The sequence below is a fragment of the Deltaproteobacteria bacterium HGW-Deltaproteobacteria-6 genome, from assembly GCA_002840435.1.
GTDB lineage: Bacteria > Desulfobacterota > Syntrophia > Syntrophales > Smithellaceae > UBA8904.
In genome coordinates, this window is record PHAT01000005.1 from 852092 (window position 1) to 876250 (window position 24159).

Below are 24159 nucleotides of genomic sequence, written 5' to 3' on the forward strand. Positions count from 1 at the left end.
AGGACCAAGATTATTGCTTTTCTTAATAATTCAAAATTGCGCCGCAAGATCCTCTTAGCGCCCCTCGCCGCTTTTGACTTTCCTTTTGTTCTTTTCCGTAAAACGGGGCATTCGTTCGGGTAGTGAAATCCGGTGAATCAATCATTCTTTTTTTCGATATTGATTAGTGTGCGGATTGATCTGCCTGAAACTCCTGAACGATGACGGGTCGATGTTTTCTTTCGAAGTCTTAAGAATGAATATTTATGCAAACATTGCATATTGCAGCTGTCCATCACTATTGGCCATGGTATTAGAATGAATGATAACAGCAAAACAAAGCAACAACTTATCCAAGAACTGGCCGCTATGCGCCGGCGCGTCAGTCAATTGGAAGAATCGGAAGCAAGTTGTATACACAGAGAGGATGCGCTGCGGGAAAACGAAGAGCTATACCGCAGCATGATCGAAACATCCCCTGATCCAATCATTATGTACAATTTAAGAGGGGAATTGCTTGCCGCCAATACACAGGCGGCCATGACCTATGGCGTATCGAGCGTTGCCGAGTTATTGAAGGAGGTAAGGACGGTCTTTGATTTTCTCACTGAGGATGGCAAGGTTTACGCTGCGGCTAACTTCCGCGACACGCTTGCTGAAGGCGCGGCGCAACCAAGGGAATACAAGTTAAAGATGCGAGGAGGGAGGGCCATTACTGCTGAGTTGCACTCATCAATAGTGCGGACGGCAACGGGTAAGCCGCGGGGATTCATTAGTGTCGTCAGAGATATCACCAAACGCAAGCAGGCCGAAGATGCGTTGTGGGAGAATGAAAGGCTCCAGAATACCATCTTGAACAATGTTGGCGCTTATATATATCTTAAAGACACGCAGTATCGTTACACGTATGTGAACGGCAAAGTGTGTCATTTGTTCGGCGTAAAAGAGGATGAAATTATCGGCAAAGATGATTCCAGCTTTTTCAACGCTGCCTCCGTTTTGGAAATCATGAAAAGCGATCATCGTGTCATTGAATATGGAGAAACGGTTACGCGTGAAGAGACCGATCTTACCTCATCGGATAAATTGCCTCGTACATACTGGGCGGTTAAACTTCCTCTCAAAGACAAAATGGGAAATATTTGCGGCCTGTGCGGCATATCCACGGATATTACGGAACTCAAACGCACGGAAGAGGAATTGCGACGTCTTAACCATGTTCAGTCTTTGATATTGGATAACAGTATTATGGGAATCGCCTTTGTGCGTCACCGTATCTTTGAATGGGTGAATTCAAGGCTGTCCGATATGCTTGGCCTGCCTATGGACCGGGTCCAGGGCTTTAGTGTTCGACTCATGTATGCGTCAGATAAAGATTACGACGATCGAGAGCATGAAATCTATCTGGCTTTAAGCAGAGGAGAATGGTTCGAGAACGAGCTTGTCGTGCATCGCCCCGATGGAAACACCTTTAAGGGACGGATTATCGGGAAAGCCCTTAATCCATCCGTCCCCAATGAGGGGTCAATCTGGATTCTGGAAGACATCACCGATCGCAAACGGATGGAAAAAAATCTGCGCGAAAGTGAAGAAAAATACCGTACGGTGGTCGAGAAGGCCAATGAGGGGATTGCCATTTTACAGGACGGCTGCTTTGCCTATGTGAACCCTAAAATTTCCGAAGATATTCTCGGCGTGCCGGCCGGGGAACTGATCGGAAAGCCTATCCGCGATTTCATTCATCCGGAAGATCGGGACATTGTGGTCAGTCGCCACCAGAAGAGGTTGGCAGGCGAAAATGTTCCGGATTCCTATGAATTCAGGGCTGTCGACAAGAATAAAACGCTGAGGTGGCTGTATGTTTCAGCAAAGCGGATTCAATGGAAAGGGCGGCCTGCCACCCTTAATCTGTATACGGATGTCACCGAGCGCAAACAGATGGAAACAGCGCTCGAAGAGAGCGAAGCAAAGTACCGGCTGCTCGTGGACAACTCGTATGATTTGATCTGGACTTTAAATGCGGATGGCGTGTTCACTTATGTTTCTCCTTCCTGGAAAAGAACCCTCGGGTATGAGCCATCCTCCATGATTGGAAAGTCGTTCCAGCCGCTCGTTCATCCCGATGATGTTGATCTTTGCACCAAAGCCCTTCTGCATACAATACAACACAGAAAACAAATGCCGGGACCGACCTACCGGGTCTTGCGGGCCGACGGCGCCTGGCGGTGGCATGAAGCAAGCGGCACCCCTGTCTTTGGCCCGGATGGTGCTTTTATTTCTTTTGTTGGTGTTTCCCGGGACATCAATGACCGCAAGCAGATGGAAGAGGCATTGAAACGATCGGAAAGTCAGCTTTTCAGCATTATTGAGTTTTTGCCGGATGCAACTTTTGTCATTGATCTGGAAGGCAAGGTCATTGCCTGGAACCTGGCTATTGAAAAAATGACCGGGGTAAGCAAAGAAGACATGCTTGGCCGGCAGGACCGTGCCTATATGATTCCCTTCTATGGTGACAGACGGCGGCACCTGATGGATCTCATCGATGCAGACGATCGGGATATCGAATCCCGGTATCGCGATGTGCAGAGAAAAGGAAACACGCTTTATGCAGAAGCGTTTGCACCGGCTTTGTATCAGGGTAAAGGGGCTTATATTTTTGTAACGGCGGCGCCGATTTTTGATAATCGGGGAAATCGTGTCGGAACGATCGAATCGATTCGCGATGTCACCGGTATCAGGCGTGCCGAGGAAGAATTACGGGAAGCGCACAGGCGTCTGGATGAGATTATTGAGTATCTGCCGGATGCTACGTTGGTCATTGATACCGAAGGAAAGGTCATCGCCTGGAACAAGGCTATGGAACAGATGACGGAGATTCAGGCCACGGATATGCTGGGCAAAGGCAACTATGAGTATGCCCTGCCTTTTTATGGCGAACGGCGGCCCATTTTGATCGATCTTGTTCTGAAATCCCAGGAAGAGTTTGAAGCAAGGTATGTCAGTACGGAAAGAAGATATATGGCGCTGGATGGAGAGGCCTATATGCCCGCCCTCAGGGGAGGCGAGGTTTATCTTTTCGGAAGAGCCAGCGCCCTGCGCGATTCGCAGGGGAATATTGTCGGCGCCATTGAATCGATCCGCGACATTACCGACCGCAGGAAAGCCGAGGAAAAATACAGAGGCATCTTCGAGAACGCCGTCATGGGCATATTTCAGACCACTCCCGAGGGGCGTATCATCGATGCCAATTCTTCGTTTGCCCGCATTCTTGGTTATGAATCTCCGGAGGAGGTTGTCAGTATGATCAACGATATGGAACGGCAGGTTTATGCAAATCCCCAAAACCGTCTTGATTTAATCCGGCTGATCAATGAACATGACACATTTATGGGGCAGGAAGTTCAGCTTTTGAAGAAAGACGGGAGCCCCGTTTTTGTTTATGCCTCGGGGCGCGCCGTCCGTGACGGCACGGGAAATCTGCTGTATTACGAGGGGACCATTCAGGACATCACGGATCGCAGGCGTCTTGAATCGCAGCTCCGGCAGGCGCAAAAGATGGAGGCGATCGGTACACTGGCCGGAGGCGTCGCTCATGATTTCAATAATATTCTGGCGTCCATGATGGGCTTTACGGAAATGGCCGCAAAAGAAACCCGCCAGGATGTCCGCCGGAAATATCATGATCGGGTGTTACAGGCATGTGCCCGGGCGAAAAACCTGGTCAATCAGATTCTGGCTTTCAGCCGCAGGCGGGAGCAGGAAAGCAGACCGTTGGACATCAAACTGATTTTGACGGAAGCCTTGAGTTTATTGCGGGCCACTCTGCCTGCTACCATTGAGATCAAACAGCAAATTACCCGTGAAGAGACCTATGTTCTGGCTGATCCCACACAGATTCATCAGATTATGATGAATCTGTGCACCAATGCCGCGCATGCGATGCGGGAAAAAGGCGGGTTGCTGGATATTCAGCTGTCCGATATCGAGATTCTTAATCCGGAGCAATTCTCGCACCTCGATTTACCGGTCGGGTCTTATGTGCAGTTGTTCGTCCGGGATACCGGCCACGGCATAGACGCCGCCATTCAGGACAAGATATTCGATCCGTTCTTCACCACGAAGAAAACCAAAGAGGGCACCGGTCTGGGGCTGTCCGTTGTTTACGGCATCGTGAAGAGTTGCGGCGGCGCAATCGATGTTCAAAGCACGGTGGGGCAAGGCACAACCTTTACAATTTATCTGCCGGGTGTCCATCCTGCAAACCATACCGAAGAAACGGACCGGGAGGAAGCTGATTTGCCGGGGAATGAGAGGATCCTTTTTGTCGATGATGAAGAAGCGCTGGTCAGCATGGCGGAGGCCTTTTTTGAATCTTTGGGCTATTCGATTACGGCGACCGTCAGCAGCGCTGAAGCGCTTCGTCTGTTCCGGGAAAAACCTGACCAGTTCGATCTGGTGATTACCGACATGACCATGCCGGAAATCACTGGCGCGGAACTCGCCAGGGCATTGTTGAAAATCCATCCGGGCCTGCCGATTATTTTATGCACGGGTTACAGCGATTCCATTAATATGGATCAGGTTCGGAAACTGAATATCCGGGAATTTGTTTTGAAACCGGTCCCCCTGCATGATCTGGGATTGCTGGTGCGGCGCGTATTGAAAGGTTAAGCTTATCATTATGGCGAAAATATTGATCATTGACGACGATGAATTGTTTTGTGAACTATTATCCAGTGCCTTCACCGATGATGGGCATGAAGTTGATTGTGCCTATAGTCTGAAGTCGGGGCTGCTGCTTGCTTCCAGGCGTTTTTTTGATATTGTTTTTCTGGATGTCCGGCTGCCGGACGGCAATGGACTGGATAAATTGTCCGAGATTCGCGACGCGGCCTCAACGCCGGAAGTGATTATTCTAACCGGCGCCGGCACGCCCAACGCCGCGGAATTAGCCATTAAGTGCGGCGCGTGGGATTATATCCAGAAACCGTCAACCATCAGCGCCATGACGCTTCCTTTGCTTCGGGCGCTGCAATACCGTGAAGAAAAATTAAAGAAAAAACCGTCCGCCATCCTGAAGATGGAGGGCATTATCGGCGGCAGCTCCAGAATGAAAACCTGTCATGATCTGGTGTCGGAGGCGGCATCGTGCGACGCCAATGTCTTAATCACCGGCGAAACAGGCACCGGCAAGGAGCTTTTCGCGAAGGCCGTTCATGAAAACAGTCCTCGCGCCTCCCGCAACTTTGTGATTGTCGATTGTGCCTCCCTGACGCCGAGCCTTACCGAAAGCACGCTTTTCGGATATGAGAAAGGCGCCTACACGGGCGCCGATTACAGCCGCGACGGACTCATCAAGCAGGCCAATGGTGGAACTTTGTTTCTGGATGAAATCGGAGAACTTCCTCTGTCGATACAAAAGAGTTTTCTCCGGGTCCTTCAGGAGCACCGTTTCCGTTCCTTAGGTGGCGGAAAAGAAATAGAAAGTGATTTTCGTTTGATCGCAGCCACGAACCGCAATCTTGACCAAATGGTCAAGGAAGGTTTGTTTCGTGAAGATCTTTTTTTCCGCATTCGTTCTATTACGCTGGAGGTCCCGCCATTGCGGGAACATCGCGATGATCTGATCGAGATTGCCGCTTATCATACGGCGAGAATCTGTAAGCGCAGCCACATGGAACCTAAAAAACTATCATCGGATTTTGCGGAAGCTCTGCTTTCCTATACATGGCCGGGCAATGTCCGGGAACTGGTCAATGCTGTTGAGCGGGCAATTGCCGCCGCCCTGTCCGCGCCGACGCTTTTCAGCAAGCATCTGCCCAGTGCCATTCGGGTAAAACTGGCGCAGCTCAAAGCGTTTGGAGAGTTGAGTGGCGAAGATGAGCCTGATGCCGCTATGCCGGCTACGCTGCCGCGGCTGAAGGTTTTTCGTGAAGAGATGTATGCAAAAGCAGAAGAAAAATATCTGCAGCAATTGATAAAGTCCAGCCAGGGCAATATTTCCGAAGCCTGCGGGATTAGTGGTCTTGGCCGCGCTCGTCTTTATGAGATTCTAACAAAGCATCATCTGAAATTATCAAATTAAAATCAGTCTTCGCTAGCTTAGTCTGATGATCAAGCTGTCTGGAGAAACCAGACAAACTCTGCTTTTTCCAGACGGATTCTCTTTTCATCCAGTCACCTCGTTTAACCCAACTATCCGTAATCATATCGATAGGCATGAATTATCTTTTTGGCACATATACTGCTCTAACATCTTTCCGTGTGAACAATATCAAGATGCGAGATGATCATCATGTCCGTTATTTTATATTTACCGCAAAAAGAAAGATCAGAAGAGCAGTTGCTTCAAATTATCATCGAAGCAATTCCGGATCAGAAGATTGAAATATATTCTTCGCTTGATGAACTGTCTGACAGGTTACACCAACCTATGCCGGATATCGGCGTAGCGGTTCTCTATGTCGCAAACCGCTCGGAGTTGATGGAGATTATTTACCTCGGAGATTATTTAGACGAACTTAAGGTTGTGCTGGTCCTGCCGGACAGTGATCCGGAGTTTCTTGAGAAAGCGTACATTTTGTGTCCGCGTTTTATTGCGGCGACGGAGAGCGATTTCAAACATTTAGGCAGCGTTCTAAAAAAGATGACGGATCTGTATGGCAAGACGCATTGGACCCAACAAGAAAAGTATTTCATGAAAACATAAATTCATAGGTAAGGAGGTAGATGATATGAAAAAGTCTTTACGTTTTAAAATGATGGCGGGCGGCATTATTGCTGTGTTTGTGCCTTTGCTGGTGGTTGGAGGATTTTCCGCCTACAAGTCGATGAGCGCACTGGAAGAGTCAGCACAGTCGCAATCGATGGAAGTGGCAAAAGGTCTGGCCAACATGGCGAATCTGGTCGTGCAGGAAGAAATGAAAATCGCTGCGCAAATCGCCGTGAATGATTCGGTGATCCAGGCCGCCGTCGCTAATAACCAGGGCAGAAAAGACAGTGCGGAAGCCGCGAAAGCCGCGGCGGAACTGACGGCTTTGATCCGGCAAAGCGGTAATGAATATGAAACAATTTACATTGCCGGAACGGACGGGAAAATTTTTGCGGATGGTGTCGAAGGCAAATATAAAGGCATTGATGTTTCCGATAGAAATTACATCCAGACGGCAAAATCCGGCAAAGTAAACAGCGGAGCGGTTATGCTATCCAAACTCACCGGCAAACCCGTGCTGATGTCCGGCGCGCCCGTCTATTCGAAATCAAAGGAGTTGATCGGTGTTGTCGGAACTGCCGTCAACGCTGATTTTCTGGTAGATAAAGTGGCCGGCACCAAACTGGGGAAAACCGGCTACGGCTTTGCTGTTGACAAAACCGGTTCGGTCATTGCTCATCCGAAAAAAGAGTTCATTCTCGCCCTCAATGCCCTGGAACAGGAGGGGATGAAGGAATTTAGTAAAAAAATGGTTGCCGGAGAAACCGGTTCGGAGCCTTATACGTTCAAGGGTGTAAAAAAAATGGCCGGATTTGCTCCGGTGCCCCTGGCCGGCTGGGGCATTTGCATCACCCAGGATTATAATGAATTCATGGCGCCGGCTTATCACCTCATGGGGGTTATTCTGGTTATCGGCATTATTTTCCTGGTGATTGCTGTGGTGAGCGTTTCTTTTTTTGCCCGGGGAATTGCGTTGCCGATTGGGCATGTTGCCAATGATCTGGGCGACGCCTCCGAACAGGTAGCCGCGGCATCGTCGCAGGTGGCAGCCGCCAGTCAGAGTCTGGCAGAAGGAGCATCCGAGCAGGCCTCCGCGCTGGAAGAAACCTCTTCTTCCCTGGAAGAGATGTCCTCCATGACCAAACAAAACGCGGACAACGCCGCTCAGGCGAGGGCGTTGATGGGCGAAGCCAAGCAGATTGTGGAAAGAGTCGATGGACAGATGAAAAACATGGTAACGGCGATTCAGGAAGTGACCAGATCCAGCGAAGAAACAGGGAAGATTATCAAGACGATCGATGAGATTGCCTTCCAGACCAACCTGCTGGCGCTGAATGCCGCCGTGGAAGCGGCACGTGCCGGCGAGGCCGGCGCAGGCTTTGCGGTGGTGGCGGATGAAGTCCGGAATCTGGCCTTGCGGGCGGCGGACGCGGCGAAAAATACATCCAATCTGATTGAGAATACCATCGTGACGGTGAAGAACAGCCGGGATCTGACTCAGAAGACACAGGATGCCTTCAAGGAAAATATGGAAATTGCCGGTAAGATCAGCCAACTGGTGGATGAGATTGCGGCAGCGTCTTCCGAGCAGGCTGTGGGCATCGGCCAGATCGGCAAGGCCGTGGCGGAGATGGACAAAGTGGTTCAGCAAACAGCGGCCAATGCTGAAGAATCAGCCTCCGCTGCGGAGGAGATGAACGCTCAAGCCGAACAAATGAATGGTTATGTGACAAATCTGCTGACAATTGTTGATGGTACCGCCGTCCAGCAGTCTGTTCACAATGATGACAAGCCGGCTGTGCAAAAACCCGGTAAGCCGATGATTAAAAAAATACTGCATGCCGGATCAGATCTCTTGAAACAAAACAGACCGATTCGTCCGCAGCCTACAATCGCTATGGCAAAAAGCGGTTTCAAAGATTTTTAATGAAAGATGCCGAAGCGGGCTGATGGTTGCCCCGCTTCGGCCGGCTAGGGTTTACGGGCATGATAGGAGGTTGAATACAATGCAAGCATCAGCAATAAAGATAGAAGATGGTTTTTTTGATCAACAGGTCAGCCGGGAAGGAAAGTACCTGACTTTCGCGCTAGCGGGAGAGGAATACGGTATCGGGATTCTCAAGGTGAAAGAGATTATCGGTCTCATGCCGATTACGCCGGTGCCGCAGACGCCGGATCATATCAAGGGCGTGATCAATCTACGCGGCAAGGTGATTCCGGTTGTGGATCTGCGCCTGAAGTTCGGCATGCCGGGTGTAGAATCGACCGAACGGACGTGTATTATCGTAGTGGAGATTGCCACTCTTGGCAATAAGATTGCGATGGGGATCGTGGTGGATTCCGTGTCGGAAGTGCTCAATATCAAGGCGGCAGAGATTGAGGATACGCCAAGCTTTGGAACAAAGCTGGATACAGACTATATCCGCGGCATGGCCAAAGCCGGTCATGGTGTAAAGATCCTTCTGGACATTGATAAGGTCATGAGCAGCGAGGAAATCAGCCAGTTGGATACGGCCGTCTGAATATAAACACAGAAAGCAGCGGCATTGGCCGTTGCTTTCTGTGTTTATACGAAATTCTTTACATTTCTCAATTTTTCTTGACACATGCAAAGTCTTTGTTGTTTAATGAAACCGTTGATTTGATTCAAAATAACTGAAGCTGAGACTCAACCAAACAAAACACAAACTACACCCTGTTCAAACGCACAATGAAACAAGACATGTCGAAAATAATTTTCCGCGTCATCCGCCCGAATAGTGAAATCCGATCCGTTATACTTGAAATAAGGATGAAGAATGTGAGAACGATAATTTAATGAGGATCTGATAGAAGACCTTTCGCATATGGCGTTATGATAAAAAAGCAAGGAGGTAGTATGAAAAATCGGTCTTTGAGTTTTAAAATGATAGCGGGCGGCATTATTACGATGCTGGTGCCGCTTCTGGTCATCGGTATTTTTGCCATTTATAAGTCAAGCGATGCGCTGGAAGAGTTGTCGCAGTCCCAGTCTGTAGAAGTGGCCAAAGGGCTGGCTCATATGGCCAATCTTGCCTTGCAGGAAGAATTAAAAACGATTAACCAACTTGCTGTTCGCGATGTAGTTGTTTCAGCCGCTGAAAAGCGCGACGAGGCCGCAAGTGACAGGGCAACGTCGGAATTGACGAAATTCGTTCAGAGCGGCGGAGGCATGTATGAGACGATTTCAATTGCCGATCCGGACGGCAAGGTAATTGCCGACGGTGTAAGCGGAAAGCATAAAGGCATCAACTTATCAGAAAGGGAGTACTTTAAAATTTCAAAAGAAGGCAAAACCACCGTGGGATCTGTTGTAAAATCGAAAGGAACCGGCAACATCGTCATGACGTTCAGCGCTCCGATCTATTCGGAGTCAAAACAATTATCCGGTGTCATTGTTTCCGTTGTCAATATCAGTTTTCTGGACGAAAAAGTATCCAAAACCAAACTGGGAAAGACCGGCTACGGGTTCGTTCTGGATAAAACCGGTTTGTGTATCGCTCATCCGACAAAAGAATTTATCCTTAAAATCAATGCAGCTCAAACGGAAGGGATGAAGGGATTTGCCGCCCGCATGATTGCGGGCGAGACCGGGACGGAACCTTATACTTTCAAAGGCGTCAAGAAGCTGGCCGGATTTGCTCCGGTGCCTCTGGCGGGTTGGGGGGTTTGCGTCACACAGGATTACAGCGAATTTATGGCGCCTGCGCGCAGTATTACGATTGTTATTTTACTGATCGGTGTCATTTTCCTGATTGTTACGGCTCTGGGAATATTTTACTTTGCCCGCACCATTACCACGCCGATCAATAGGATTTCCAATGATCTCGATGACGCCTCGGATCAGGTCGCTTCCGCATCGACCCAGGTGGCGGCGGCGAGTCAGAGTCTGGCCGAAGGCGCATCCGAGCAGGCCTCCGCGCTGGAAGAAACCTCTTCTTCCCTGGAAGAGATGTCCTCCATGACGAAGCAAAACGCGGACAACGCCGCTCAGGCCAAAGCGCTGATGGGCGAGGCCAGGCAGATTGTGGAAAAAGTCGATAGCCAGATGAAAAATATGGTGGCTGCGATCCAGGATGTGACCAAGTCCAGCGAAGAGACCGGTAAGATCATTAAAACCATCGATGAGATCGCTTTCCAGACCAACCTGCTGGCGCTGAATGCCGCCGTGGAAGCGGCCCGGGCGGGCGAGGCCGGTGCAGGCTTTGCGGTGGTGGCGGATGAAGTGAGGAATCTGGCGATGCGGGCGGCGGACGCAGCCAAAAATACATCCAGTCTCATTGAAAATACGATTGTCACGGTGAAGAACAGCCGGGATCTGACTCAGCAGACGCAGGAAGCTTTTAAAGAAAACATGAATATATCGACGAAGGTTGGGCAACTGGTGGATGAAATAGCAGCGGCGTCCAGTGAGCAAGCGCAGGGGATCGGACAAATCGGCAAGGCCGTGGCGGAAATGGATAAAGTGGTGCAGCAGACGGCTGCCAATGCCGAGGAATCGGCTTCCGCCTCGGAAGAAATGAACGCCCAGGCCTTGCAGATGAAAAATTATGTGGAAAAGTTGTTGACGATTGTGGAAGGTGGCGCAGGCCCGCAGCTTGTCGCCGATAATGAAGAACCGATAATGCCGAAGCCCGGCAAACCGATGATTAAAAAATATTCACCACCGGGTCTAATTTCCTGAAGCAAGGCATATCGTCTGGTCTGCTTGCGGCAGCCATCTGAATACATAAAAAGCAGCAGCGGCACTGGCCGCTGCTGCTTCATCTAGCCTCTAACTCGAAAATAATATCAAATCAGTATGGTGTTCCCGCCGCGCGTCCGGCAGCGGCAATGGCCTGATGCGCCAGATCAATGGACTGGCCCAGCGTGCTGAGCGCCTGATCGGGATTATGAAACCCCATGGAGTTTTCCGCCGCGATAAAATCCCAGAGCCACTGCGCATTGCGGACCAGCTCCCGCGCCGCATCCAACTCTTTCTGATTGATTCTGGGAGCGGGCACGGCGCGCACTTTGGCGATCGCTTCATGCGCGCGGGCAATGGTCTGACCCGCTATTCTCTGCAGTTGAAAAACGTTGTTTTGCGTTGTCTTGACTCGTTCCAGAAGCCATTGTTCCGACTGCGTGTGACAGGTACGGCAGGAGGCCTGAATATGCTTCATCGGGCTGGTTACCCAATGCGATGAATATTTGCGGCCGTCTTGCCGCATATACGGCATATGACAATCCGCGCAGGAGACGCCGGATCTGGCGTGAACACCGCTTTCGGCCAGTTCGTAATCAGGATGCTGGGCTTTAAGCATTTTGCCCAGCGAGTCGGGATGCTGCCAATCCATGACGAATCCGGACGGGACTTCCTTGTAATAGGCATACATGTCCTGAGGCTTCAACCCTTTAGCCCACGGGAAAACGACGCGCTTGGTTTCCGGTTCAAAGTAATATTCCGCATGGCACTGCCCGCAGACATAGCTGCGCATATCCTCGCGCGGCGCCTTGGCAACGTTGATGCCGCGTTTTTCCATGGCTTCAATGAAGGCGGGGTTGATGACCCGCAGCTTCATGGTCTGTGGATCGTGGCAATTGGCGCAGACAATAGGATGCTTGATTTTTGGCAGTAATTCAGCAAGGGGGGTCTTCGCATAATTCCATCCCATGTCCTTGTAGATATCGCGCAGGTTGGCCGTTTTGCAGGTCATGCAGGATCCTGGTGTTGCCGGGCCGATCCGCTTGGTTTCTTTTAAGTCCGTCATTGCGTAAGGATGCCCGCGGTCTTCCGAATAATCCTTGCTGAAGGGCATTCCTTTAAAGTTCATGAGGATCTCCGGCTCTTTGATGGATTTCTGATCTTTGACGGAGCCGCCGAATCCGGTGGGGGAGGGCGCCATTTCTTTGTTTTTTAAATAACTTTGATATTCCAGAGGATAATGCTTTCCCCAGACGGCCGGATCATATTCGGTATCCGGTATGGCGGCAAGTTTTATCGCTGCGGCCGGCGGCAGAAGAAACACACGGACCAGAATGACGATCAGCACAATCAGGGCAATGCCCAGCAGAATTTTTAAGAAACCGTTTTTACTTTTCAATTTTAATTCCTCCTTCGTCCGGCCCTCTGCCGTGAACCAGATAGCGGTGACATTTCAGGCAATCAGCGCCGCCCTGCGCCATGGGTGTTTCGGCGATGGTTGACGCATGACAGCGGACACAGTTGCCGTTGACAATCCGACGGCCATGGGTGGTGAGATTGATGTCTGCCGGATAATCACGCGCCGCTTCATGAATAAGATCGTTCAGTCCGGCGCGGGTTTTATAGGCGACTTTGCCGGCAATATGGGTGTCCGGCAAATGACATTCGGTGCAGGTAAACTGACGATGATGGGACATGCTCCATTGCTGATGCACGGGTTTCATGCTGTGGCAGGACCCGCAAAATCTTGCGTCGCCGGATTGATAATAAGCCCCGACGGCTGCAGCCGATAGAATGACCCCGATGATCAGGCCGAACATTAAGTATTTGTAAAAGGATCTTTTGGCGGCGTGCTCAAGAAGCATAACGGCTATACCCGAACTGTTTTTCCCATGAGGTTGATGTTTGCTTAATGCCTTGACTGAATGGAGATTTTAAATGCAAACCCAAAACAAGTCAATAGAAATTCAGTGATATGACGGAAGCAAATGATGTCATGAATGAAGGATGATGCTTCTCAGCGCTTCTTCAATATCCGGATACTGAAATTGAAATCCGGAATCCAGCAGACGTCGCGGGATTACGCGCTGGCCTTTGAGCAGAACGGAGCCGAATTCTCCCAGAATGAGTTTAATCATGAAGCCGGGTGCGGGCAGGAAGGCGGGACGATGCAGCACCCGGCCGATGGCCTGCCCCAGTTCTTTATTACGGACCGGATGGGGCGAACAGAGGTTGATCGCACCGGATATTTCCCGGTGATGCAATACAAAGCTGAACGCTGCGGCGAGGTCCTGTATGTGTACCCAGGAAAACCACTGACGCCCGCCGCCCAGCGGCCCGCCCAGAAAAAATTTAAACAAAGGGATCATCTGGCTCAGCGCGCCGCCATTTTGACCGAGCACGATACCGAAGCGCGTGATCACCACGCGGGCGCCTTTTTCTTTGGCCCGCAAGGCCTCTTTTTCCCAGTCTTCCGCGAGCTTTGCCAGAAAATCATTGCCGGCCTGTGCCGATTCGGTAAGTTCTTCATCTTCATGAAACCCGTAATATCCGACAGCGGAGGTGCTGAAAAAAGTGATGTGTCTTGAATCATCCGGCAGGGCTTCGACCAGATGCCGGGTGGTATCGATGCGGCTGGAAAGGAGAATTTTTTTTTGCTGATCCGTCCAGCGACTGAAGATGGAAGCCCCGGCCAGATTGATGATGACATCATGATGACGAACGGCTTCCTGCCATTGCCCCTGAAGGTTCGGATTACCGGTCAGATAGGAAATGCCGGTTGACTGAATTTCCGCACCGGTGAGCGTCTGCGTGAGGATGGTGATATCGTGCCCTTCCAGGATGAGCCGTTTGGCGAGATACGTCCCGACAAAACCCGTCCCGCCTGTCATGAAGATTTTCATAATGTCCTCCTGATCATTATTTTCCTTCGCCGATCAGCGGCAATACCTTGTCCAGGTGAAAATAGATCAGGAACTTGGAGCCGCTCTTGTATTTGCCTTCCACTTCGGGATATTTCTTGCGGCGGATTTCTTCAATCAGCGGACTGTCCTTTTCTTCGCGCAACTTGGTGATATAGAGTCGTCGGCCTTCATAATGTCCCGCTTCTTTGAAAATATAGACGGCATGAGGGTTCACCTGCAGATTGGCATGGGTCAGTTTATCGGCGGCAATAAAAGCGACCGTTTCTTCATCCATAAAGTGCGGTCTTCCGTAAATGGCCGCATCAACCTTGCCGCTTTGATCCGCCGTGGAAAGAACGCCGAATCCGTCGGCCTTGTCAAAATATTCGCTGAGCTTCATATTTCCTCCTTTGATTTTATAGTGCTTTCGGATAAAGTAAGGCTTCGGTATTGAATTGTAAAGGACCGGGACAGTCTATCATGAAGAAATTGGCCATTATGTTTGTTTTGCTGGTTGTGGGTTGTGTCGGAGTGCCGGATGGCGTTAAACCAGTCGATCGTTTCCAGGCTGAGAGGTACTTGGGGAAGTGGTATGAGATTGCCCGGTTGGATCATTCATTTGAGCGAGGGTTAACCCGTGTCACGGCCGAGTATAGCATGCGTGAGGACGGCGGTATCCGTGTTCTTAACCGGGGTTATTCGGCCAAAGAAAGCAAATGGAAAGATGCGGAAGGCAGGGCGTATTTTGTAAACCGTTCCGATCAGGGATTTCTGAAAGTTTCCTTCTTCGGCCCGTTTTACGGGTCCTATGTTATTCTCGAACTGGATCAAAAAAATTACACTTACTCGCTGGTGTGCGGCCCTGACAAATCCTATCTGTGGATTCTGGCCAGAAGTCCGCGCCTGGCTGAAGGAACGAAGAAGCTTCTGATAGCCCAAGCGGCGGCGCTGGGTTTTGACACGGACAAACTGATCTACGTTCAGCACGACTGATCAAGGGGAAAGCGATATGACATACAAAATTCTGGGCATTTCCGGCAGTCCGGTTAAAAAAGGCAATGTGGAAACATTTCTGCACCGGGCGATGGAAGGGCTGCCGGCGAAAAATATTGAATATGACATTGTCCATCTTTCCGGCTTGAAAATTCGGGATTGCCTTCACTGCAATTTCTGCCTGACCAGACAGACGCCGGGCAAATATTGTGCGATCAAAGACGATGCGCAACCCATTTTTGAGAAAGCGGAGGCTGCGGATATTATCGTACTGGCCAGCCCCGTGTATTTCATGCGTAGCTCCGCGCGGATGGCGGCGATAATCGACCGGTTCCGCGTTTTTGTCTTCGGCAATCTGACGGCGGGCCGCACGAAAAACAAGATCGGTGTGAGCATGGCCGTCTCCTGGCTTCGTCAGGGCGGCATCGAGACAACGCATTTGACGCATATTCTGGCATTCCTGACAATGGAGATGATTCCGGCCAGCGTTCATAAAGGCGTGAGCCCCCTGGGCGCCTCGGCCTACGCCAGCCCCGGAGGGTCAGGCGACTTCGACCCGCAGGTGACGCTGGGCATCGAAAACGATGAAGCGGGCCTGCAATCCGCGAGGTTGATTATGAGAAGGGCGCTGGAGCTGGCAAAGCGAATGGCACCGTAAAATACCCTGAAGGGCACGCGAGTCCGTATGCTGTTTATCACCTCGTGTCACCTTCAGGTGATCAGGTGACGTTGTGGCGTATAAATAGAGATTATGCTGCTTTATTAACATACACAGAAACTTTGTGTCTGTCTTTCCCTTCGGCCTCCAGTCTTCAGTCTAACCACCTTTTTATGTTTTTTCAAAATGATGATAATTTTTCGGCTGTTCAAAATTGCCTCCCCAGTGCCAGCCGCGCTTGAGAAATTCCTGCACGATGGGATGTTTGGCGGTGAAGGTGCCTTTATTGTGAGGGCGGTAAGTGGCGCCTTCGAGCGCGATGAGGCCTGCCGGATAGATGACCGGATTTTGAACGGGATTGATATCCACGGCGCGTCCGAAGGAGTGCAATCAACACTTTTTATGCCGCCCCACATTTCGTATTCAGGATTTTCTTGACACGCAATAACGCGCTTACTATACTCCATTGCGAAAAAAGAAAGTTCCTATCAATCAATGACTCATCAAGTGAAAATGATGCCCCTAAAAAGTCTTTTCTTTTCGAAACCCGTTTTTTTAGAAGACATTCTCGGACGGGGAAAAAATAGTTTTGAGCTGATCAGGTTAGTAGCATCTTTATCTGTAGTATTTGGACATGCTTTTGCGTTGCATCCGTCGAATGGACATGCTGAACCGATTGGAAAACTTATTCAATTCGACTACATTGGAACCGTTGCGGTGTTTATGTTCTTGTTTGTCAGCGGAATATTTGTCACTGCCAGTTATGACCGATCAAGAAGCCTCCTTAGGTTTGCTATTCTGCGAATCGGTCGGATATGGCCCGCACTGATTGTTTGTATCCTGATTACTGTATTTATCGTCGGCCCTTTGGTCACTTCTCTTACGATTTCTGAGTACTTCAGCTCACATGAAACATGGAACTATTTGTTGACGAATATCAAGTTGATGGAAGTCAGATACAATCTACCCGGCGTATTTGATTACAATTGGTATAATGATTCAGTCAATGGTTCATTGTGGATTCTTCCTGTGCTGGTCAGGTGCTACGCTTTGGTAGCGGTTTTAGGCTTGATAGGATGTCTGCGACATTGGAAGTGGGTGACTTTGGCCGTATTAGGCATCATCAGCGTTTATTTTTTTTCCCAATTGTATTTTGCAGGGCAAATCACTTATTATATTTTTCAATCATATCTTATGGGGGGACTCACTCCTTTAGGCGTCAGGTGTTATGCTTTCTTTCTGGCAGGGATGCTTGCTTATAGTTACAGAAAAGTTATTATTCTCGATGCAAGGCTATCGGTATTTTTTTTCGCCCTATGGTTGTCTGGTATGAATACTGGCTTCAGCTCGACGCTGTTTTATCTCTTTCTTGCATACTCTGTTCTTGTTCTGGCATCGAGTAAGATATCAAAGAGGGTGGTGCTGCCTGGTGATTATTCCTATGGCATTTATATATATGGCTTCTTGATTCAGCAACTGCTGGCATTTAAGTTGCCTTTGATGACTGCATATGAAAGCCTTGCCCTATCGTTACCGCTTAGTTGTTCAGCAGGTTTTGTTTCCTGGCATGCAATTGAGAAACCAGTACTTATATCGGCAAAAAAGCTTCGCGAAAAAAAATAGTAATTCATATATTTTTTTATATGCCGGAGCAAACCTTCTGGTTGCTATGAAATATTCGGCTTCAATCAACGGATGATTGAACCGGCAGGAAAATCACCGCTTTCAAATCAAAGATGATATCGCGGCGGCAAGGAGGAGGCGACGAGGCGTATTGTATATACGCTGAGGATGCGGCCGACGCAGCCAACAAAGATAGCGCTTTGAGTTGGAAGCGGTGTCACGTTTTTTCGAAATGATGATAATCTTTCGGCTGTTCAAAATTGCCGCCCCAGTGCCAGCCGCGCTTGAGAAATTCCTGCACGATGGGATGTTTGGCGGTGAAGGTGCCTTTATTGTGAGGGCGGTAAGTGGCGCCTTCGGGCGCGATGAGGTCTGCCGGATAGATGACCGGATTTTGAACGGGATTGATATCCACGGCGCGTCCGAAGGAGTGCAGCGACAGTTTGTTGGTGCCGGCGATGACCCGGAAGTTGAAAGCGGATGAATTGTTGTCGGCCATCGAATCGCCGTCGTCCCACCGGTAAGCAACAATGGGAATCACTTTCCCGACGGGAAACTTCAGCTGATTGATCAGTTCGAATATTTCATAGATGTCATCTTCCAGCCGCGCTTCCACAAGGATTTGTCCCTGATGACGCAGGCCATCGAAGGAATAGTAGTTCACGTCAATCATGGATAAGGAATCGATGATCTCCAGCGGCGCGGTGCTGCCTTCAATGGCTTCGGCAAAACTGATGGCGCTGTCGATAATTATTTCTTCGTTGGGCATTTGGTTAAACTCCGTGTTATTTTATCGAGGGATTCTCCGTCCAGCGAGACTTCCCTGTAAATGTTCCGCACCGTATCGCCATCCAGATTTTTAAAATCCGCAAGCCTCGGCGTAATGATGACACCCGCCATATCAATGGCTCCGGGCGAGACAAAAATCCTCTGGCCGCCTTCGGCAAAATACGCGTCGGGGCGATGTTTCCGGCGCAGAAAACTGGTCAACCGCCAGCGGTTTTTTTCGTATCGGCAAAAAACATTTACCCGCGGTTCATCGCCTGATGAAAGAACCGTTTGGGCGGCTTTTAAAAGGCGCAGGAAGTGTTTTTTTAAAGCGGCGGCATTGTTCGATTCCATCACAACCACGGTGCGGCCACAACTTTCTCCGGCGGAGACGCAGACGGAATCGTCAATTTTCATTACCGGCAGTTTGGTCAATTCCGTCAGGAAGGGCAGCGTATCATACGGGATCATCTGAAAATGCAGATGGTCTGGGGCGGATGCTCCGCAGGCCGGGCCATTGTAAAAGACCGTATAATCCGGCGAGGCATCGGCGGCCAACTGCAAAAAGCAGGTCAGAGCGGAGGTGATATCCTGAGGTTCGTGCGTGAGACTGGCTACCGTAAAGTGGTGACCGAAAATCGGCGCGGGGTTGCAGAGGATCAGGTACGTGTCGCGGTACAGGATGCCGTGCTGTTCGCGAGGCCGGTTGACGGCGCAGAGAAAGCAGGGCCGTTTCCGGATGGATTCCTCATCCAGAGCGGCGCCGCTGCTGACCTGCCGCGCCGGATTGTATTGCAGCGCGATGGAATCGTTGCCGCACGTGAATTCTCTGGTTCGCACCGCAGCCAGATCGCGGCAGGCCGAGGAAAGTCCGGGCCAGTTTTTCTTTTGCGATTCAAAAAAAATGTGACTCAATGCGGGTAAGGTTGCCTGCGCCTCCCCGGGAAATTCGGCAAAAATTTTGTTCGTTTCTGTCGGGAACGGTCGCGACCGTTCCTTACAGTTGATTTGCCGCCTTGCCTTGATTTCCATCGTTCGCAGACGGTCCTTGTAATCATCGTTGCGGTTCTGTTTCTCAACGGAAAGCCCCGCGTCGGTATTGTCCGACCAGCGGCGGCACAGATAAAGGCTTTCATAGATCCGGCCGATGCGGTATTCGCGGGATATCCGGAGCGCCACGGCATAGTCTTCGCCATAACTCACATCGGGGAAAGCGAATCGGCGGAGGACGGACGTATCGAACGCGCGCGGCGCGCCCATGCCGTTGACTCGCAGTAGATTATTGTGGCCGTTTTTGGGCGTCCACTCCCGGTGATCAATGAGGCCGGGCGGGATGGGTTTCAGCTTTTCGTCGACCAGCGTATAAGATCCGACAACCATCGCGTATGACCCCCGGCGCAGCTTGTTCACGACTTTTTGCAGGGTGGAGGGCGAGCTGTAAAGATCGTCGGAATCCAGTTGAACAGCGTAGCGTCCGCAGAGAGGCGAGTGAATCGCTTCATTCCAGCAGCCGCCGATGCCCAGACCGCGCAGCTTTGGGATGATGTGGTGAACGTGGGGATACCTGGCGGCAAATGCCTTCAAAATGCCGGTGGTGCCGTCGGTCGAATGGTTATCCACAACAATGACATTGAACGCGAAATTTGTTTTCTGCGTAAGAGCGCTGTCGAGAGCGTCGGCAATCGTCTTTTTCCGGTTGAGGACGGGGATGACGATGCTGGCCTTCCATTGGAAATCGTCCGCCTCCCGGCCGGCTGTTTTGGTGCGCGGCGGCAGGTGGGCGTCGATCTGCTTCAGATACGCCGTCGCAATTTTTTCCAGCTTTTTCTGGCGGACGGCATTTTCCCTGGCGACATAGGCAAATTGCGACTCTGTTGGCCGGCCGGATTTTTTGACCGGTTTTCGCTTTTTGTGAGATACGGTGTATAAGGCTTCCGGCACATGCAGCAGGGGATGATCGATGGAAATTTTCAGGCGCAAATCATAAAAGGCGTTGTCAGGATCAGAGGGCAACGGGCCGTACTTGTTTAAAGCCTGTCTGATGGCGGCCGCGTCAAGGATAAAAAAGTGCCCGAAGTCGAAAGTCTCGCGAAGGGATCCCGGCTGATAATCATTCAGAGGATGCGGGGCAAGCCCCTTCTCTGTTTTTGCCAGGAAGTCCGAATAGATCAGCCCGGCGCGGGTTTTACGGGCAATGGAAAACAGTTTTTTTAAAGACCGCGGTTCACATGAAATGTCCGTTGCCGTGTCGGTTACCAGCAGATAATCGGATGGCAGGTTGCTGAAGAACGGCGAAGGCCTCAGTATTTTTCGGAACGTCATGGCCTCTGCAGGCCAGGTTTCCGCCGCCTGCTTTTCGTCAGCCGCGCCCCAGAGTAAAAAATGTCCCCATTGATAAACCGAAGGTTTCATGATGGATACGCCCGGAAGTGGTTAAAAATCAGACATCATCAGATTATAAGCATTTTCCACCGTGTCGAGGGACAGCTTGGTCAGGGCCTGTTTTCTGGCGGGCCGCGGATTATTGACGTCCTGCACCTTGTAATCGGTTGTCCCGACGACATTTCGTGAATACCAGATGATTTTGCCGCTGTCCTTTTCGCGTAAATCAATCTCCAGGGTGACGGTCATTCTTTCTTCCGCGGCCAGGATATTGCTCTGGTAAGAAAGGGCCGCCGTGCTGAGATTGAGAACTTTACCGCTGATGATCGCGTCCGCCTGGTCGATGCTGGATACGGCTTTAAACCGTTTGCTCTGGATGATCTGATTAATGAACGCCGTCCGCATGAAATTTTCCACTTCCGCCTCCGCCGTTTTGTTGCCGAAAGGCGCGACATAAACATTTTTCAGGCGTTGATCGATATGTTCACCCTGCGGCGCGAATCCGTAGCCACAGCCGAACAGCAGCAGGCAGGACAGGCTGATGAGCGAGCGTTTAATCCAAAGAGATCCCGTTTGTTTTTTCATAGGTTAATTACCCGACTGTGCGATAACAATGTTGACCAGTTTTTTCGGCACATAAATGACTTTCACGATTTTCGCTCCCTTAAGCATGGCTGTGATTTTTTCATCCGCCTGCGCGTCGCTCTTTATCTTTTCCGCGTCGCAATCGACGGGCACGGTCATCCGGCTCCTGAGCTTGCCGTTGATTTGAATGACGATGGTCATTTCTTCATCGCTTGCGATGGCTTGATCATAGTCCGGCCAGGGCGTATCAGCCGCGGCTGCCGTGTGTCCCAGCATCTGCCAGAGTTCTTCGGTCATATGCGGCACAATGGGCGAAAGCAGCAGCACCGCCGATTCCAGCACTTCACGGATCACGGACAGAGCGACTTGATCATTTTTTTCCGGACGCTTCACCGCGTACAGGGTGTTGACCAGTTCCATCACCGCGCTGATGGCGGTATTGAAGTGGAAGCGGTCTTCAATATCGGTTGTGACTTTGCGGATGGTCTGATGCGTCTTTCTTCTCAGCGCTTTGAGATCGCCTTCGAGCGCGATGTTTCCCTTTGCCGGCGAAACCGCCTTGATGTCTTCCAGATATTCATCGAAAATGCGCCACAGGCGGCTGAGGAACCGGAAGGACCCGTCCACGCCCTGTTCGCTCCACTCCAGATCTTTTTCCGGGGGTGCGGCAAAAAGACAGAAGATGCGGGCCGTGTCCGCGCCGTAGGTCTTGACCAGATAATCCGGATCAATCACGTTTTTGAGGGATTTGGACATTTTTTCCGTTTTGCCGATGATAACGTCCTGCCCGCAGATATGGCATTTGCCGCCTTCCGCCTGTTCCGGGAACAGATAGCCATGTTCTTTGCACTTCATGGTTTCCTTGCAGACCATGCCCTGGGTCAGCAGATTGGTAAAGGGTTCATCCACACCGATCACGCCGAAATCGCGCAGCACCTTCGTGTAGAACCGGGAATAAAGCAGATGCAGAATGGCGTGCTCGATGCCGCCGATGTATTGATCTACCGGCATCCAGTAATCAAGCGCTTTACGATCGAGTCCGGGCTTGACGTCGTAGTGAGGGGAGCAATAGCGGTCGAAATACCAGGAGGATTCGACGAAGGTATCCATCGTATCCGTTTCGCGCGCGGCCGGGCCGCCGCACCTGGGGCAGGTCGTATTGACAAATTCCGGAAGCGCCGCGAGCGGCGATCCGCCTTCCGGACTGAAGACGACATTTTCCGGGAGGACGACCGGCAGGTCTTCCTCTTTGACGGGAACAATCCCGCATTTTTCGCAGGTAATCATGGGAATGGGCGCGCCCCAGTAGCGCTGGCGCGAGATGCCCCAGTCGCGCAGGCGGTATTGTACCGTGCGCCGGCCTTTTCCCTGTGATTCAAGAAAATCGGCGATGGCATTCATCACCTTGGTGTTTTCCATGCCGTTGAATTGTCCGGAGTTGACCAGGATACCTTCATCCACATAAGCTTCGGTCATGGTTGCCGGGTCAAGCGTTTTGTCTTTCGGTGAAATGACGACGATCAACGGCAGGTCGAATTTTTTGGCAAATTCAAAATCGCGCTGATCGTGCGTGGGAACGGCCATAACGCAGCCGGTGCCGTAATCGGCTAACACAAAGTTTGCGGCGTAAATGGGCATTTTCCAGCCGGTCAGCGGATTGAGACAGTAAGAATCAAGGAACAGGCCTTCCTTTTCATAATACTCGGAGGTCCGCATCAGCTTATCCTGCTTTTTCACTTTTTCCACAAACTGGCGGACATTTCCCTCGCAGGGTTTGCCCTTGGCCAGTTCCATGACCAGCGGATGCTCGGCGGCCACCAGCATAAAGGTCGCGCCGAAAAGCGTGTCCTGACGGGTGGTGAATACTTTAATCGCCCCGGGGCCGTCCGCCATGGGGAAATCCACCTCGCAGCCGTAGCTTTTGCCGATCCAGTTTTTCTGCATGGTCATGACGCGTTCCGGCCAGCCGGGAAGTTTGTCGCAGTATTCCAGCAGTTCTTCGATATAAGCCGTAATTTTAAAGAACCACTGATCGAGAACTTTTTCCGTTACTTCCGTGCCGCAACGCCAGCACAGGCCGCCTTCGACCTGTTCGTTGGCCAGCACCGTATCGCACTTGCCGCAGAAATTGACGGTGGAGCGTTTTTTATAGGCCAGGCCTTTTTCATACATCCAGATGAAGAAGAGCTGTTCCCAACGGTAGTATTTCGGCTCGCAGGTGGCCAGTTCACGGTCCCAGTCGTAGCTGAAACCCATGCGCTTGAGTTGCTTGCGCATATGATCGATATTTTCGTGGGTCCACTTGGAGGGATGTATTTTGTGTTCGATGGCGGCGTTTTCCGCGGGCATGCCGAAGGCGTCCCAGCCGATCGGATGCAGGACATTGAACCCTTTCATGTGCTTGTAGCGGGCGACGACATCGCCTATCGTGTAATTACGGACATGGCCGATATGGATTTTGCCGGACGGGTAGGGAAACATTTCCAGCAAATAGTATTTCTTTTTATCCGGGTCTTCGGTGACTTTAAAGGCTTTTTCTTCTTCCCACTTCTTTTGCCATTTTTCTTCGATGGCGATCGGTTCGTATTTCATGGCTATGGTATGCTCCCAACTGATATTAATAGGCGATTTGCTTAACATATTGGAGGGGTGAGTGCAATGGCTTTATAAAATACGCAGATCGCCTCCTGTTCTAACCTGCCCCGTGTGACCCTGCGCCCCCTTCAGGGGTCAGGTCATCGGATTGTCAGCAGGTCGGATCAGCAGGGTATAGGGGATGAAATAAAAGGCCGCTCCCGCATAAAGCAAAGGAACGGCTTGAATTGAAGAACACGCCATTACCCGCTGACAACAG

The 24159-nt window shown here is 50.7% G+C and carries 18 protein-coding genes; 9 read left to right on the forward strand and 9 right to left on the reverse strand.

Going from position 1 to position 24159, the window contains the following annotated elements:
* Positions 1–297 precede the first annotated feature (297 nt).
* From CVU71_14165 to CVU71_14190, 6 genes are all read left to right on the forward strand, one after another.
* Positions 298–4650 carry a hypothetical protein gene (locus CVU71_14165; GenBank protein ID PKN18619.1) on the forward strand — a complete coding sequence of 1451 codons (4353 nt, stop codon included), beginning with the start codon at positions 298–300 and terminating at the stop codon, positions 4648–4650.
* Positions 4651–4660: 10 nt separating this feature from the next.
* Positions 4661–6064: a Fis family transcriptional regulator gene (locus CVU71_14170; protein PKN18620.1), complete on the forward strand. Its 1404-nt coding sequence runs from the start codon at positions 4661–4663 to the stop codon at positions 6062–6064.
* Positions 6065–6265: 201 nt separating this feature from the next.
* The gene (locus tag CVU71_14175; GenBank protein PKN18621.1) at positions 6266–6688 is read left to right on the forward strand and encodes a hypothetical protein; all 423 of its coding nucleotides are present in this window, start codon (positions 6266–6268) and stop codon (positions 6686–6688) included.
* Positions 6689–6713: 25 nt separating this feature from the next.
* Positions 6714–8618, forward strand: coding sequence for a methyl-accepting chemotaxis protein (locus tag CVU71_14180; GenBank protein ID PKN18622.1), 1905 nt, complete (start codon positions 6714–6716; stop codon positions 8616–8618).
* A gap of 79 nt (positions 8619–8697) precedes the next feature.
* Positions 8698–9213: a chemotaxis protein CheW gene (locus CVU71_14185; protein PKN18623.1), complete on the forward strand. Its 516-nt coding sequence runs from the start codon at positions 8698–8700 to the stop codon at positions 9211–9213.
* Positions 9214–9545: 332 nt separating this feature from the next.
* Positions 9546–11393, forward strand: a complete 1848-nt coding sequence (locus tag CVU71_14190) for a methyl-accepting chemotaxis protein (GenBank protein PKN18624.1) — start codon at positions 9546–9548, stop codon at positions 11391–11393.
* A gap of 112 nt (positions 11394–11505) precedes the next feature.
* Here the strand turns inward: CVU71_14190 and CVU71_14195 are convergent, their stop codons facing one another.
* The 4 genes from CVU71_14195 to CVU71_14210 all read right to left on the reverse strand — a co-directional run bounded on the left by CVU71_14195 (position 11506) and on the right by CVU71_14210 (position 14696).
* Positions 11506–12792, reverse strand: a complete 1287-nt coding sequence (locus tag CVU71_14195) for an ammonia-forming cytochrome c nitrite reductase subunit c552 (protein ID PKN18625.1) — start codon at positions 12790–12792, stop codon at positions 11506–11508.
* A complete protein-coding gene (locus CVU71_14200) occupies positions 12782–13258 on the reverse strand; it encodes a cytochrome C nitrite reductase (GenBank protein PKN18626.1) in 477 nt (158 codons plus the stop codon). Before CVU71_14200 ends, CVU71_14195 begins: the two co-directional genes overlap by 11 nt.
* Positions 13259–13387: 129 nt before the next feature.
* Positions 13388–14296 (reverse strand): TIGR01777 family protein, encoded by a 909-nt coding sequence (locus tag CVU71_14205; protein PKN18627.1) that lies wholly within the window; start codon positions 14294–14296, stop codon positions 13388–13390.
* Between the two features lie 16 nt (positions 14297–14312).
* Positions 14313–14696, reverse strand: a complete 384-nt coding sequence (locus CVU71_14210; GenBank protein PKN18628.1) for a pyridoxamine 5'-phosphate oxidase — start codon at positions 14694–14696, stop codon at positions 14313–14315.
* Between the two features lie 80 nt (positions 14697–14776).
* Between CVU71_14210 and CVU71_14215 the strand changes: the two genes are divergently transcribed.
* Together CVU71_14215 and CVU71_14220 are read left to right on the forward strand one after the other, a co-directional pair.
* Positions 14777–15289 carry a lipocalin gene (locus CVU71_14215; GenBank protein PKN18629.1) on the forward strand — a complete coding sequence of 171 codons (513 nt, stop codon included), beginning with the start codon at positions 14777–14779 and terminating at the stop codon, positions 15287–15289.
* A gap of 16 nt (positions 15290–15305) precedes the next feature.
* Positions 15306–15947, forward strand: a complete 642-nt coding sequence (locus tag CVU71_14220; protein ID PKN18630.1) for a hypothetical protein — start codon at positions 15306–15308, stop codon at positions 15945–15947.
* Positions 15948–16118: 171 nt separating this feature from the next.
* Here CVU71_14220 and CVU71_14225 read toward each other — a convergent pair whose 3' ends face one another.
* Positions 16119–16337, reverse strand: a complete 219-nt coding sequence (locus CVU71_14225) for a hypothetical protein (protein PKN18631.1) — start codon at positions 16335–16337, stop codon at positions 16119–16121.
* A gap of 105 nt (positions 16338–16442) precedes the next feature.
* Here CVU71_14225 and CVU71_14230 point away from each other — a divergent pair, with 105 nt between their 5' ends.
* Positions 16443–17570, forward strand: a complete 1128-nt coding sequence (locus CVU71_14230) for a hypothetical protein (GenBank protein PKN18632.1) — start codon at positions 16443–16445, stop codon at positions 17568–17570.
* 217 nt (positions 17571–17787) lie between these two features.
* Here the strand turns inward: CVU71_14230 and CVU71_14235 are convergent, their stop codons facing one another.
* The 4 genes from CVU71_14235 to CVU71_14250 are packed head-to-tail and all read right to left on the reverse strand — an operon-like array spanning position 17788 to position 23897.
* Positions 17788–18339, reverse strand: a complete 552-nt coding sequence (locus CVU71_14235; GenBank protein ID PKN18633.1) for a hypothetical protein — start codon at positions 18337–18339, stop codon at positions 17788–17790.
* On the reverse strand, positions 18321–20750 hold the full coding sequence (locus tag CVU71_14240; protein ID PKN18634.1) for a DUF4922 domain-containing protein: 2430 nt from the start codon (positions 20748–20750) through the stop codon (positions 18321–18323). The genes CVU71_14235 and CVU71_14240 overlap by 19 nt, the downstream gene beginning before the upstream one ends.
* Positions 20751–20771: 21 nt before the next feature.
* The gene (locus CVU71_14245; GenBank protein PKN18635.1) at positions 20772–21305 is read right to left on the reverse strand and encodes a hypothetical protein; all 534 of its coding nucleotides are present in this window, start codon (positions 21303–21305) and stop codon (positions 20772–20774) included.
* Positions 21306–21308: 3 nt separating this feature from the next.
* Complete coding sequence (locus tag CVU71_14250; protein ID PKN18636.1) at positions 21309–23897, reverse strand: leucine--tRNA ligase; 2589 nt, start codon at positions 23895–23897, stop codon at positions 21309–21311.
* Positions 23898–24159: the final 262 nt, after the last annotated feature.

What these genes read in the sequence shown, in the direction of transcription:
- CVU71_14165 (PKN18619.1), top strand. Translation starts at nt 298, where the DNA reads ATGAATGATAACAGCAAAACAAAGCAACAACTTATCCAAGAACTGGCC.
- CVU71_14170 (PKN18620.1), top strand. Translation starts at nt 4,661, where the DNA reads ATGGCGAAAATATTGATCATTGACGACGATGAATTGTTTTGTGAACTA.
- CVU71_14175 (PKN18621.1), top strand. Translation starts at nt 6,266, where the DNA reads ATGATCATCATGTCCGTTATTTTATATTTACCGCAAAAAGAAAGATCA.
- CVU71_14180 (PKN18622.1), top strand. Translation starts at nt 6,714, where the DNA reads ATGAAAAAGTCTTTACGTTTTAAAATGATGGCGGGCGGCATTATTGCT.
- CVU71_14185 (PKN18623.1), top strand. Translation starts at nt 8,698, where the DNA reads ATGCAAGCATCAGCAATAAAGATAGAAGATGGTTTTTTTGATCAACAG.
- CVU71_14190 (PKN18624.1), top strand. Translation starts at nt 9,546, where the DNA reads ATGATAAAAAAGCAAGGAGGTAGTATGAAAAATCGGTCTTTGAGTTTT.
- CVU71_14200 (PKN18626.1), bottom strand. Translation starts at nt 13,258, where the DNA reads ATGCTTCTTGAGCACGCCGCCAAAAGATCCTTTTACAAATACTTAATG.
- CVU71_14205 (PKN18627.1), bottom strand. Translation starts at nt 14,296, where the DNA reads ATGAAAATCTTCATGACAGGCGGGACGGGTTTTGTCGGGACGTATCTC.
- CVU71_14210 (PKN18628.1), bottom strand. Translation starts at nt 14,696, where the DNA reads ATGAAGCTCAGCGAATATTTTGACAAGGCCGACGGATTCGGCGTTCTT.
- CVU71_14215 (PKN18629.1), top strand. Translation starts at nt 14,777, where the DNA reads ATGAAGAAATTGGCCATTATGTTTGTTTTGCTGGTTGTGGGTTGTGTC.
- CVU71_14220 (PKN18630.1), top strand. Translation starts at nt 15,306, where the DNA reads ATGACATACAAAATTCTGGGCATTTCCGGCAGTCCGGTTAAAAAAGGC.
- CVU71_14230 (PKN18632.1), top strand. Translation starts at nt 16,443, where the DNA reads ATGACTCATCAAGTGAAAATGATGCCCCTAAAAAGTCTTTTCTTTTCG.
- CVU71_14235 (PKN18633.1), bottom strand. Translation starts at nt 18,339, where the DNA reads ATGCCCAACGAAGAAATAATTATCGACAGCGCCATCAGTTTTGCCGAA.
- CVU71_14240 (PKN18634.1), bottom strand. Translation starts at nt 20,750, where the DNA reads ATGAAACCTTCGGTTTATCAATGGGGACATTTTTTACTCTGGGGCGCG.
- CVU71_14245 (PKN18635.1), bottom strand. Translation starts at nt 21,305, where the DNA reads ATGAAAAAACAAACGGGATCTCTTTGGATTAAACGCTCGCTCATCAGC.
- CVU71_14250 (PKN18636.1), bottom strand. Translation starts at nt 23,897, where the DNA reads ATGAAATACGAACCGATCGCCATCGAAGAAAAATGGCAAAAGAAGTGG.